Here is a 12,793-nt window from a genome sequence, read left to right on the forward strand (position 1 = left end):
TCAGGCGGCGGCGCCCACCCGTTCGGCGACCGGCTGGGCCGGGGCCTCCGGGGCGGCCGGCAGCCGCTCGCGGGTCGACCAGAGCACGCCCAGCGTGGCCAGCAGCACCAGGCAGGAGCCGAGCATGTGCGCGCCGACCAGCACGGCGGGCAGGTGGGTGAAGTACTGGACGAAGCCGATCACGCCCTGGCCCAGCTCGACCGCGATCAGCACCGCGGCGGCCCGCGCCGCCCGTGCCGCGCCGACCGCACGGAACGCGAAGTACAGGGCCACCGACAGGCCGATCAGCAGGAAGACACCGTCGGCGTGCACCTGGGAGATCGCCGTCGGGTCCAGGCCGTTTCGGGCCGCGCCGTGGTCGCCGGCGTGCGGTCCGCTGCCGGTGACCCACGTGCCGACCACCAGCACGGAGGCGCTGACCGCGGTGGTGATCCGGGCGAGGGTACGCAGCGGGCCCGGCACCGTCGGCGCCACCGGCCCGTCCGGTTCCTTGATGCGCCGCCAGAGCGCGTACGCGGCGGCGATCACCGCCATCGAGGCGAGGAAGTGCAGCCCGACCACCCACGGGTTGAGGTTGGTGAGCACCGTGATGCCACCGATGACCGCCTGGGCCGGGATGCCGAACAGCACGCCCACGGCCAGCGGCAGCGTCCCGCGGCGGCGGGGGCGGTGCGCCAGCACGGCCAGCACCACGGCGAGCGCGATGATGCCCACCGCGAACGTGAGCAGCCGGTTGCCGAACTCGATCACCCCGTACACGCCCATCTCGGGCGTCGTGGTGTAGGAGTCCTCGGTGCACCGGGGCCAGGTGGGGCAGCCGAGGCCGGAGGCGGTGAGCCGGACGGCCCCGCCGGTGACCACGATCCCGACGTTCGCGATGATCGAGGCGAGCGCGAGGCGGCGCAGCAGCGTGGACGAGACCGGGAACCGGACGGAACGCTTCACGAAGCGAATCCTACGCACCGTAGTTGATCCCGATCGGGTGACTCCGGTAGCCCGGTGGTCGGAATCACCGGCCCCGGGTTTGCGGGCCCTCGGCGAATTACGTAACGTTGCTGTTGTGAAAAACGCGGCGGCGCTCTCTCGAACGCCGGTGACCGGTCCGGTCGCCGGGGGTTCGCGCGCACGTCGTGGCACGCGCGTCGGCGAGCGGGAGGCCGCTCCGGCCGACCTGTCGACCCGCGACCGGGTCACCCAACTGCTGCTGGAGCGTGGTCCCACCACCGCCGCGCAGCTCGGTTCGGCGCTCGGTCTGAGCCCGGCCGCGATCCGCCGGCACCTCGACGCGATGCTCGCCGACGGTGACGTGGTCGCCCGCGACCAGGCCGTGCGCGGCAGCCGCGGGCGCGGCCGGCCGGCCAAGGTCTTCGCGCTCACCGAGGCGGGCCGGGGCCGCTGCGGCACCCACCACTACGACAACATGGCCACCGCCGCACTGCGGTGGATCGCCCACACCGGCGGCGCCGAGGCGGTCGCGGCGTTCGCGGCCGAGCAGGTCTCCGCGCTGGAGACCCGCTGCCGGGCGGCCATGGAGGACGCGGGAGACGCGCCGCTCGCGCGGGCCGAGGCGCTCGCCGGGGCGCTCACCGCCGAGGGTTACGCTGCCAACGCGTCCACGATCGCCTCGGGCGGCCAGCTCTGCCAGCACCACTGCCCGGTGGCGCACGTGGCCGCCGAGTTCCCTCAGCTGTGCGAGGCTGAGACCGAGGTCATCTCCCGTCTGGTCGGCACCCACGTGCAGCGCCTGGCCACCATCGCGCACGGCGACGGCGTGTGCACCACGCACATTCCCGCCCAGTCCGGTTCCACCGTCACCACTGTGAGGACAGATAAATGACCGAGCAGATCGTTCAGCCCCTGACCCAGGAGGAGCAGCTCGCCGCCCTCGGTCGTTACGAGTACGGCTGGGCCGACCCCGACGTCGCCGGGGCGGCCGCCCAGCGCGGCCTCAGCGAGGCGGTGGTGCGGGACATCTCGGCCAAGAAGAACGAGCCGGCCTGGATGCTCGACCTGCGGCTCAAGGGCCTGCGGCTGTTCGGCCGTAAGCCGATGCCGAACTGGGGCGCCGACCTCACCGGGATCGACTTCGACAACATCAAGTACTTCGTCCGGTCCACCGAGAAGCAGGCCACCTCCTGGGAGGACCTGCCCGAGGACATCAAGAACACCTACGACAGGCTCGGCATCCCGGAGGCGGAGAAGCAGCGCCTGGTCGCGGGTGTCGCGGCGCAGTACGAGTCCGAGGTGGTCTACCACCAGATCCGCGAGGACCTGGAGGAGCAGGGCGTCCTGTTCCTGGACACCGACACCGCGCTCAAGGAGCACGAGGACCTGTTCAAGGAGTACTTCGGCACGGTGATCCCGGTCGGCGACAACAAGTTCGCCGCGCTGAACACCTCCGTCTGGTCCGGCGGCTCGTTCATCTACGTGCCGAAGGGCGTGCACGTGGACATCCCGCTGCAGGCCTACTTCCGGATCAACACGGAGAACATGGGCCAGTTCGAGCGGACGCTGATCATCGTCGACGAGGGCGCGTACGTGCACTACGTCGAGGGCTGCACCGCGCCCATCTACTCCTCCGACTCGCTGCACAGCGCGGTCGTGGAGATCATCGTGAAGAAGAACGCCCGGTGCCGGTACACGACCATCCAGAACTGGTCGAACAACGTGTACAACCTGGTCACCAAGCGCGCCGTGTGCCACGAGGGCGCGACCATGGAGTGGGTCGACGGCAACATCGGCTCCAAGGTCACCATGAAGTACCCGGCGGTCTACATGACCGGCGAGCACGCCAAGGGCGAGGTGCTCTCGGTGGCGATGGCCGGCGAGGGCCAGCACCAGGACGCCGGCGCCAAGATGGTGCACGCCGCGCCGCACACCTCCTCGACCATCGTGTCGAAGTCGATCGCCCGGGGCGGCGGCCGCACGTCCTACCGCGGCCTGGTGCAGGTGCTGGAGGGCTCGACCGGCAGCAGGAGCACGGTCAAGTGCGACGCGCTCCTGGTCGACACGATCTCCCGGTCCGACACCTACCCGTACGTCGACATCCGCGAGGACGACGTGTCGATGGGGCACGAGGCGACCGTCTCCAAGGTCAGCGAGGACCAGCTCTTCTACCTGATGAGCCGGGGCCTGAGCGAGGACGAGGCGATGGCGATGATCGTGCGCGGCTTCATCGAGCCGATCGCCAAGGAGCTCCCGATGGAGTACGCGCTGGAGCTCAACCGCCTGATCGAGCTCCAGATGGAGGGCGCGGTCGGCTGACGCCGCCGCCGCCATCCGCCTCACCGACACCTCGTCGCAGAACAGACCAAGGAAGAGATGACTATCCAGGCTTCCGCGCCGCCCACTACCAAGTCGCAGGCGCTCCGCTCGTACGACGTCGCCGACTTCCCGGCCCTCACCGGCCTGGAGGAGGAGTGGCGCTTCACCCCGCTCAAGCGCCTGCGCGGCCTGCTCGACGGCGCCGTGACGGACGAGTCGGCGCACTGGCCGGCCTACGAGTACGGGCAGCTCCCCGAGGGAGTCACTGTCGGCACGCTGGCCAAGGACGACCCGCTCAGGGGCAGCGTGCTGGTTCCACTCGACCGGATCAGCGCCCGCGCCTACGGTGAGTCGGACCTCGGCCAGCTGGTGCGGGTGGCCCGGGAAGCGGTGGTCGCCGAGCCGGTCGTCGTCACCGTGCACGGCGGGCCCTCCGACGTGGTGGCCTTCGCGCACACCTTCGTCGAGATCGGCGCGCTCTCCGAGTCGGTCCTGGTTCTGCGGCACGTCGGCTCTGGCACGCTGGCCGACAACGTCGAGGTGTCGGTGGGCGACGGCGCGAAGCTGACACTGGTCACGGTCGCCGACTGGGCCGACGACGCGGTCCAGGCCCAGCACCTGAAGATCAAGCTGGGCCGGGACGCCAAGGTCATCCACATCCAGGTGTCCCTGGGTGGCGACCTGGTCCGGCAGTTCACAAGCGTGGAATACACCGGTCGAGGTGGGGAGGCCGAGCTGTACGGCGTCTACTTCGCCGACTCCGGCCAGCACCTGGAGCACCGGCAGCTGGTCGACCACACCGTGCCGGACTGCCGCAGCAACGTCGGCTACCGGGGCGCCCTGCAGGGCGCCGACGCGCACACCGTCTGGGTCGGCGACGTGCTGATCCGGGCCGAGGCGACCGGCACCGACACGTACGAGATCAACCGGAACCTGTTGCTCACCGACGGCGCGCGGGCCGACTCCGTACCCAATCTGGAGATCGAGACCGGCGAGATCGCCGGCGCCGGGCACGCCAGCGCGACCGGCCGGTTCGACGACGAGCAGCTGTTCTACCTGATGGCCCGGGGCATCCCGGAGTCCGAGGCGCGGCGCCTGGTGGTGCGCGGCTTCTTCGCCGAGCTGATCAACAAGATCCCGGTCGAGGACCTGCGCGAGCGCCTGGGCGACGCCATCGAGGCGCGGCTGGCCAAGGCGGGCGCCTGATGCTCAGGATCTGCTCCACCGAGGACGTGCCCAAGGGCACCGCGATCAGCGCCGACGTGGACGGCGTGCAGGTCGCGATCGTGCACGGCGAGGACGACGTGTTCTACGCGGTGCACGACGAGTGCTCGCACGCCGCGGTGGCGCTGTCCGAGGGCGAGGTCGAGGGCTGCACGCTGGAATGCTGGCTGCACGGATCCCGTTTCGACCTGCGTACCGGTGAGCCCACCGGGCTGCCCGCGACCGAACCCGTACCCGTCTATTCCGTCGAAGTCCGCGACGGCGACATCTACCTTTCCGTGGACGGCGACGGCCGTCCGCTGCCGAGCAATGGAGTGACCCGCTGATGAGCACCCTGGAGATCCGCGACCTGAAGGTGTCGGTCAAGCTGCCCGAGGGTGAGCTCAAGCCGATCCTGCACGGGGTCGACCTGACCGTGCGGTCCGGCGAGACGCACGCCATCATGGGCCCGAACGGCTCCGGCAAGTCCACGCTGGCGTACTCGGTCGCCGGTCACCCGAAGTACGAGATCACCGGCGGCGAGGTGACCCTCGACGGCGAGGACGTGCTGTCCATGTCCGTCGACGAGCGGGCCCGCGCCGGCCTCTTCCTGGCCATGCAGTACCCGGTCGAGGTCCCCGGCGTCTCGGTGGCCAACTTCCTGCGTACCGCCAAGACCGCCATCGACGGCGAGGCGCCGAAGCTGCGCACCTGGGGCGGCGAGCTGCGCGGCGCCATGGAGCGCCTCCAGATGGACCCGGCGTTCGCCCAGCGCAACGTCAACGAGGGCTTCTCCGGCGGTGAGAAGAAGCGGCACGAGATCGTGCAGCTCGAACTGCTGAAGCCGAAGATCGCCATCCTCGACGAGACCGACTCCGGCCTGGACGTGGACGCGCTTCGCGTGGTCAGCGAGGGCGTGAACCGGGTGCGCGACACCGGTGACACCGGCCTGCTGCTGATCACCCACTACACGCGGATCCTGCGCTACATCAAGCCGGACTTCGTGCACGTCTTCGTGGCCGGCCGGATCGTCGAGCAGGGCGGCCGGGAGCTGGCCGACAAGCTCGAGGAAGAGGGCTACGAGCGGTACGTCGCCGGGGCCGGCGCGGCGCGGGCCTGAGACACCGACATGACCTCGATGGCCATCCCGGCGGGCATGCCGCAGTACGACGACGTGCCGCGCTTCGACGTGGCGCAGGTGCGGGCCGACTTCCCGATCCTCGACCGGGAGGTAAACGGCCACCCGCTGGTCTACCTGGACAGCGCCAACACCTCGCACAAGCCGCGGCAGGTGCTCGACGTGCTCGCCCAGCACTACTCGCTGCACAACGCCAACGTGTCGCGCTCGGTGCACACGCTGGGCGCCGAGGCGACCGAGGCGTACGAGGGCGCGCGGGCGAAGATCGCCGCGTTCGTCAACGCGCCGAGCGTGGACGAGGTGGTGTTCACCAAGAACTCCACCGAGGCGATCAACATCGTGGCGTACGCGTTCTCGAACGCCTCGCTGCGCGCCGACGGTGACCCGAGGTTCCGGCTGGGCCCCGGCGACGAGATCGTGATCTCCGAGATGGAGCACCACTCGAACATCGTCCCGTGGCAGTTGCTGGCCGAGCGCACCGGCGCGACGCTGCGCTGGTTCCCGGTCACCGACCAGGGCCGGCTCGACGAGTCCGGCCTGGACGACCTCGTCACCGAGCGGACGAAGATCGTCTCGCTGGTGCACATGTCGAACATCCTCGGCACCGTCAACGCCACCGCGCGGATCACCGCGCGGGTCCGCGAGGTCGGCGCGCTGCTGCTGCTCGACTGCTCGCAGTCGGTGCCGCACCTGCCGATGGACGTGGTCGCCTACGACGCCGACTTCATCGTCTTCACCGGGCACAAGATGTGCGGTCCGACCGGCATCGGCGTGCTCTGGGGCCGGGGCGAGCTGCTTGCCGCGATGCCCCCGGTGATGGGCGGCGGCTCGATGATCGAGACGGTGACGATGGCGCGCTCGACGTTCGCCGCGCCACCGGCGCGGTTCGAGGCGGGCACGCCGCCGATCGCCGAGGCGGTGGCGCTCGGCGCGGCGGTGGACTACCTCACCGCGATCGGCATGCCGGCCATCCAGTGGCACGAGAAGGAGCTGACGGCGTACGCGCTCGACGCCCTCGCCACGGTGCCCGGCCTGCGGATCTTCGGTCCGACGGTGCCGGTCGGCCGGGGCGGGACGATCTCGTTCGCGCTCGGTGACGTGCACCCGCACGACGTCGGGCAGGTGCTCGACTCGCTCGGCGTGCAGGTGCGGGTGGGACACCACTGCGCCAAGCCGGTGTGCACCCGCTTCGGGGTGCCGGCCATGACGCGGGCGTCGTTCTACCTCTACACCACCACCGCGGAGATCGACGCCCTGGTGGCGGGTCTGGGGCAGGTGCGGAAGGTGTTCGCGTGAGCGGCGACGCAGGAGTCCGCGAGTCGACAGGAGCGCAGCCTGATGCAACTTGATTCTCTTTATCAGGAGATCATCCTGGACCACTACAAGCACCCGCACGGCCGCGGCCTGCGGGACGCGGCGGACCCGACCGCCCGGGTCGGCGAGGCGCACCACGTCAACCCGACCTGCGGCGACGAGATCACCGTACGGGTGGCGACCGACGGCAGCGTGTTCACCGACATCTCGTACGACGGGATGGGCTGCTCGATCAGCCAGGCGTCGGCGAGCATCCTGCACGAGTTGCTGCGCGGCAGGGCGGCGGGCGACGCCGCTGTGGTGCACGGGGCGTTCGTGGAGTTGATGTCCGGACGGGGCCAGGTCACGCCGGACGAGGACGTGCTCGGTGACGGGGTGGCGTTCGCGGGTGTCGCGCGCTTTCCGGCCCGGGTCAAGTGCGCGCTGTTGTCGTGGATGGCGTTCAAGGACGCCGCGGCACGCGCCGGGGTGGGCGTGAGCCCGGAGGTGAAGGCATGAGCGACGAGAACACGACCCCCGAGGCCGGCGCGGTGGCCACCGACGGCGCGACCGTCAACGGGATGGCTGCCGCCGACGGCGCGACGCCGGTCGGTGGAGCGGCGCCGGCCGGCGGCAAGGCCGCGATCGGCGACATCGAGGAGGCGATGAAGGACGTCGTCGACCCCGAGCTGGGCATCAACGTGGTCGACCTCGGCCTGGTGTACGGCGTCCACGTCGACGACGACAACGTCGCCACCCTGGACATGACGCTGACCTCGGCGGCCTGCCCGCTGACCGACGTGATCGAGGACCAGGCCCGGCAGGCGCTGACCACCGGTCCCGGTGGCGGCCTGGTGAACGACATGCGGATCAACTGGGTGTGGCTGCCGCCGTGGGGCCCCGACAAGATCACCGACGAGGGACGCGACCAGCTCCGCTCGCTCGGCTTCAACGTCTGACCGTTCCCCGGTCACCACCACGGGCGCGGCACCCCTGCCCGACCCAGCCGGGAAACAGGTGGCGGGGTGGGGGAGCGGGGCGCAGGATGAGCCGGTGACCGAGGCGTATCCGAAGCAGGCTCCTGTCCGTGCGGCCACTGCCGCACGCCGACAGCGCGGCCTGCCGCCGGCCGCCTCGCCCCACCTCCCGTCGTCGTGACCGGGGCGTTCCTCGCCGGCCTGGTCGCCGGTTACGGCGTCGCCATCCCGGTCGGCGCGATCGCGATCCTCATCCTCGGGCTCAGCGCCCGTACCTCGTTCCGCGTCGGTGCGGCGGCGGCGCTCGGCGTGGCCGCCGCCGACGGTCTCTACGCGGCGGTCGCGGCGCTCGGCGGCGCCGCGGTGGCGAGCGGCCTCGCGCCGGTCGCGGGTCCGCTGCGGTTGCTCGCCGCGGGCGTGCTGCTGGTCCTCGCCGGCCTCACCGCCTGGCGCGCCCTGCGCCCGCCGGTCACGACGCGCCAGCCGAGCGCGCGGGGTGGCCTGGACACGCCGCTGCGGGCGTTCGGCGCGGTGCTCGCGTTGACCCTGCTCAATCCGGCGACAGTGGTCTACTTCGTGGCGCTCGTCCTCGGCCGGGGCGACGTGCTCGGCCCCGGTCCGGCGGGCGCGGCCGTCTTCACGGCCGGGGTGTTCCTGGCCTCGGCCAGTTGGCAGTTGCTGATCGCCGGGGGCGGCTCGCTGATCGGCCGGGCCCTCACCGGCCCCCGTGGGCGGCGGCTCACCGCGTTGCTGTCCGGCGTCATCGTCGCGGCCCTCGCGGTCGCCACACTGCTCGGCGGGTGACCGACGTGGACACGGCCGTGTGTCAGCCCGGTTGCGGGCCGGTTCATGACCCGTTACCGGGGGATCGGCCGAAACGGCAGTTCCGCACGGAGGAAGGATCCCTTCCCGGTCCCGCGTCCGACCACAGGTGTCCTCGGCCGTCAGGGTGACCGGCTCTGCCGTCGGAAGCGCGGATCCCGCGGGCCGGGACGACGCGATCACCGTCCAGGTAGAACCGCATCCACCTTCCGGGTGATGTCCGCAGTCGCGGGTGGTCCTAGGGTCACGGAACAATTCGTGGACCGTACCCGTACGTCCGGTCATCCCCGCCGGTCGTGCGTCGGTCCACACTCGACCCAGCAGGGAGAAGACTTGAGGATCACCCTGTGGCGTCCGCCGTGCGACCGGCAGCCCGCCGGTCGGCCCCGGCGCGGACGGACCGCTGCCCTCCTCGTCGCCGCGCTGGCCGCGGCGGCGCTTCCCGTTCTCGCGGCGCCCGCGCCCGCCTCCGCCGCGCCCGGCGTCCACGGACCGTGGCAGAAGGTGGACGGCAAGCCGGCCGCCACCAAGGCGGGCCGCAAGGCCGCCGTCAAGGCCAAGCGGCTGGCCGCGTACAAGCTGGACCGCGGCACCATGAAGGGCCTGCTCGACAAGGCGCCCGCCGAGAAGCGCGTGGCGGTGGCCCGGGTGCCGAAGCAGGTCGTGTCGCTGCCCGCCCCGGACGGCACGTTCCAGCGTTTCGAGCTGGTCGACTCGCCGGTCATGGAGGCCGGCCTGGCCGCGAAGCACCCGGAGATCACCACGTACGCAGGCAAGGGCCTGGACGACCCGGCGGCCACCATCCGCGCGGACCTCACCCCGCTCGGGTTCCACGCCTCGGTCCGCTCGACCACTGGCAACTGGTACATCGACCCGTACTACCAGCGCGACCAGAGCGTCTACGCGAGCTACTTCGCCCGCGACCTGGAGCAGCCGGAGGGTGAGTTCGTCGAGCGTGCGGACGTCACGCAGGAGGCGCACGCCCTGGCCGGGGAGATCGCCGCGGCGGAGGTCCCGGCCGGGCCGCTGGTGAAGCTGCGCACCTACCGGGTGGCGCTGGTGACCGACCCTACGCCACCTACTTCGGCGCGGAGAACGTCACCGCCGCGAAGGTGACGCTGATGAACCGGGTCACCCAGATCTACGAGGACGAGACCGCGATCCGGCTCGTGCTGATCGACGACACCGAGAAGACCAACCTGAACACGCCGGCCCTGGCCACCGAGCCGAACGGGCCGTGCGGCGCGGCGGCCTGCTTCACCCCGGCGCAGCTCACCTCCTGCGGCAGCGGCACGCTCAGCCGCAACCGGATCGTGCTCGGCCAGCTGGTCGGCGCGAGCAACTACGACGTGGGCCACATCGGCCTGGGCGTCAACGGCGGTGGCGTGGCGAGTCTCGGCGTGATCGGCGGCAACGGCAAGGCGCAGGGCTGCACCGGCCTGCCGACGCCGGTCGGCGACTTCTACGCGGTCGACTACGTCTCCCACGAGATGGGTCACCAGTTCGCCGGCAACCACACCTTCAACGGCACGCAGTACAACTGCTCGGGCGGCAACCGCAGCGCGGCCAACTCGTACGAGCCGGGCAGCGGTTCGTTGATCATGGCGTACGCGGGCATCTGCCAGCAGGACAACCTGCAGCCGCACAGCGACCCGTACTGGTCGCACCGCAGCTACACCGAGATCACCAACTACGTGACGTCGAACCGTCCGGCGATCAACGAGGTGCAGACCGTCTCGTTGTACGGGTTCGACGCCGACGGTGAGTCCTTCACCGTCCGCTACGCGGGCAACGACTCGGCGCCGATCGTGCGGGGCGTCAACTACACCACCGCCGGCATCAAGGCGGCCATCGAGGGCCTCGCCGGCTGGCCGGCCGGCGCGACTGTCGCGGTGGCCGCGTTCGGTGGCAGCGGCGCGCTCAACGACAACGGCTTCCAGGTGACCTTCGGCGGCACGCTGGCGACCACGAACGTGGCGTCGCTGGAACTCACGAACACCTCCGGCACCTCCGGATTCGTCGGCGAGACGGCCAAGGGTGGCGCCATCGACAACGGCGGCTGGCTGGTCGAGGAGACCGCCAACCACGCCCCGTTGGTCACCGTGCCGGAGACCGTCACGATCCCGGTGCGTACGCCGTTCGCGCTGACCGGCAGCGCCACCGACGCCGACGGCGACACCATCACGTACCTGTGGGAGCAGAACGACAGGGGCGCCACGACCGGTACCGCGCTGACGAACAACACGAAGGTCAACGGTCCGCTGTTCCGGGTGTTCGGCGAGGCGGCGATCGTGTCGCCGACCGACACGCTGAAGTACCACTCGCCGGGCCTGAACTCGGTCACCACCGACTCGACCCGGGTCTTCCCGGACATGCGGCAGATCCTGGCCGGCAACACCAACGCCGCCACCGGCGCCTGCCCGGCCGCGCCGGCCCCGCCGGCCACCGGTGGCGCGTCGAACGTGCCGGCCGAGCTGGTGGACTGCTACTCGGAGTTCCTGCCCACCCGCGACTGGGTCGGCATCGCGGGCGACCGGACCCTGCACTTCAAGCTCACCGCCCGGGACGGGCGGCTGGGTGGCGGCGGCGTCGGCAGCGCCGATGTCGCCGTGGTGCTGGCGCCGGACGCGGGTCCGTTCCTGGTGACCTCGCAGGGCACCGCCGCCGTCCTGGACGGCGGCTCGACCCAGACCGTGACGTGGGACGTCGCCGGCACCGACGTGGCGCCGGTGAACGCCGCGCAGGTGAAGATCTCGCTGTCCGCCGACGGCGGCCTGACCTTCCCGTACGTGCTGGCCGAGCGGACCGCCAACACCGGCACGGCGACCGTGACGCTGCCGAACGTGGCCACCGAGAAGGCCCGGATCAAGATCGAGGCGGTCGGCAACGTCTTCTTCGACGTCAACGACGCCGACTTCACCGTCCGGTCCGCCCCGGTCGTCACCAGCACCGCCCCCGACGGCGGCGCACGCGTGCAGTACAGCGACGCGCTCTCGCCGGCCGTCACCGTCACCGCGACCGACGGCGACACCGCCGGCGCGGATCTGACCGCTGCCGCCACCGGGCTGCCCGCCGGCCTGTCCCTGGCCGTCACGAGCACCTCCGCGACCGACGCCCGGCCGGGCTCGCGTACCTGGACCGTCGCCGGCACCACCACGGCGGCCCCGGGTGGCTACCCGGTCACCGTGACCGTGTCCGACGGCTCCGGGCTGACCGGTGCCACCTCGTTCACCGTCACCGTCGCCGCCGAGGACGCGGCGGTCAGCTGGGCCGGTGACACGCTCGTGAACACCGCGACCGGCGGCGCGTCCGGCACGGCCCTGCTGCGGGCCGTCGTCTGGGACGGCTCGGTGCTGCCCGGGGCGACGGACACCACGGCGGGTGACATCCGTACCGCCACCGTCACCTTCACCGAGGACGGCGTGACGCTCTGCACCGCCGCGCCGACCCTGCTCGGCACGGCCACCACCACCGCGTCCGCGGCGTGTGCGGCCACCCTGCCGAAGGGTACGCACACGGTCACCGCGACCGTCGGCGGCAACTACACGGGCAGCACCACCGCCCAGGTGACCGTCGCCGTCTCCGACGGTGGGTTCCTCACCGGCGGTGGCGAGTTCACCGCCACCCGCTCGGCGGGGACCTACCCGGCCGACGTGAACTCCACTGTCGAGGTGGAGCTGAACGCGAAGCCGGGCAAGGCGAACAAGGCCCCGTCGGGCAAGGCCGAGGTCGAGTTCCGCTCCGGCGGGAAGTCGTACACGATCAAGGCCGACACGGTCGACGCGCTCGGCGTCACCTCGGCGGGCAAGGTCGCCCAGGTGCGCTACCAGGCCGCCCTGTACGACAGCAAGGGCAAGCTGGTGGCCTCCGGGCTGACCCTGGCCGTGACGGTGACCGACCGGGGCGCCCCCGGTAGGAACGACGGCGTCGGGCTCACCCTGTGGAAGGGCGGCGCCCTGCTCCTGTCGTCCGACTGGACGGGTGGCGCGACCGCCGAGGTCAACCTGAAGGGCGGCAACCTCACCGTCCACTGATCCACGCGGCAGACGCGGGAGGGCACCGGTCACGGTGTCCTCCCGCGTTGTTTCTGGTGGTG

At 71.4% G+C, this 12,793-nt stretch carries 12 protein-coding genes; 11 read left to right on the forward strand and 1 reads right to left on the reverse strand.

Annotated features, from left to right (window positions below; translation table 11 throughout):
• Positions 1-963, reverse strand: a complete 963-nt coding sequence (locus tag ACFYON_RS01010) for a COX15/CtaA family protein (protein WP_354872636.1) — start codon at positions 961-963, stop codon at positions 1-3.
• 97 nt (positions 964-1,060) lie between these two features.
• Between ACFYON_RS01010 and ACFYON_RS01015 the strand changes: the two genes are divergently transcribed.
• The 11 genes from ACFYON_RS01015 to ACFYON_RS01065 all read left to right on the forward strand — a co-directional run bounded on the left by ACFYON_RS01015 (position 1,061) and on the right by ACFYON_RS01065 (position 12,731).
• A complete protein-coding gene (locus ACFYON_RS01015; protein ID WP_354872633.1) occupies positions 1,061-1,837 on the forward strand; it encodes an ArsR family transcriptional regulator in 777 nt (258 codons plus the stop codon).
• Positions 1,834-3,264, forward strand: a complete 1,431-nt coding sequence (sufB, locus tag ACFYON_RS01020; RefSeq protein WP_354872631.1) for a Fe-S cluster assembly protein SufB — start codon at positions 1,834-1,836, stop codon at positions 3,262-3,264. The genes ACFYON_RS01015 and sufB overlap by 4 nt, the downstream gene beginning before the upstream one ends.
• 57 nt (positions 3,265-3,321) lie before the next feature.
• Positions 3,322-4,470 (forward strand): Fe-S cluster assembly protein SufD, encoded by a 1,149-nt coding sequence (sufD, locus tag ACFYON_RS01025; RefSeq protein ID WP_354872628.1) that lies wholly within the window; start codon positions 3,322-3,324, stop codon positions 4,468-4,470.
• The gene (locus ACFYON_RS01030; RefSeq protein WP_354872625.1) at positions 4,470-4,814 is read left to right on the forward strand and encodes a non-heme iron oxygenase ferredoxin subunit; all 345 of its coding nucleotides are present in this window, start codon (positions 4,470-4,472) and stop codon (positions 4,812-4,814) included. Before sufD ends, ACFYON_RS01030 begins: the two co-directional genes overlap by 1 nt.
• Entirely contained in the window at positions 4,814-5,587 is a 774-nt protein-coding gene (sufC, locus tag ACFYON_RS01035) for a Fe-S cluster assembly ATPase SufC (protein ID WP_354872623.1), read from the forward strand. Before ACFYON_RS01030 ends, sufC begins: the two co-directional genes overlap by 1 nt.
• A 9-nt stretch (positions 5,588-5,596) precedes the next feature.
• Positions 5,597-6,901, forward strand: a complete 1,305-nt coding sequence (locus tag ACFYON_RS01040) for a cysteine desulfurase (RefSeq protein WP_355094231.1) — start codon at positions 5,597-5,599, stop codon at positions 6,899-6,901.
• A 42-nt stretch (positions 6,902-6,943) separates the two neighbouring features.
• The gene (sufU, locus tag ACFYON_RS01045) at positions 6,944-7,417 is read left to right on the forward strand and encodes a Fe-S cluster assembly sulfur transfer protein SufU (RefSeq protein WP_355094233.1); all 474 of its coding nucleotides are present in this window, start codon (positions 6,944-6,946) and stop codon (positions 7,415-7,417) included.
• Complete coding sequence (locus ACFYON_RS01050) at positions 7,414-7,857, forward strand: metal-sulfur cluster assembly factor (RefSeq protein ID WP_387188746.1); 444 nt, start codon at positions 7,414-7,416, stop codon at positions 7,855-7,857. The genes sufU and ACFYON_RS01050 overlap by 4 nt, the downstream gene beginning before the upstream one ends.
• 195 nt (positions 7,858-8,052) lie before the next feature.
• A complete protein-coding gene (locus tag ACFYON_RS01055) occupies positions 8,053-8,679 on the forward strand; it encodes a LysE family transporter (protein ID WP_354872618.1) in 627 nt (208 codons plus the stop codon).
• A 351-nt stretch (positions 8,680-9,030) separates the two neighbouring features.
• The gene (locus ACFYON_RS01060; RefSeq protein WP_354872616.1) at positions 9,031-9,813 is read left to right on the forward strand and encodes a hypothetical protein; all 783 of its coding nucleotides are present in this window, start codon (positions 9,031-9,033) and stop codon (positions 9,811-9,813) included.
• A gap of 5 nt (positions 9,814-9,818) precedes the next feature.
• On the forward strand, positions 9,819-12,731 hold the full coding sequence (locus ACFYON_RS01065) for a M12 family metallo-peptidase (RefSeq protein ID WP_387320438.1): 2,913 nt from the start codon (positions 9,819-9,821) through the stop codon (positions 12,729-12,731).
• The last annotated feature ends 62 nt before the right edge of the window (positions 12,732-12,793 follow it).

The sequence above is a fragment of the Micromonospora sp. NPDC005686 genome, assembly GCF_042871665.1.
Taxonomy (GTDB): domain Bacteria; phylum Actinomycetota; class Actinomycetes; order Mycobacteriales; family Micromonosporaceae; genus Micromonospora.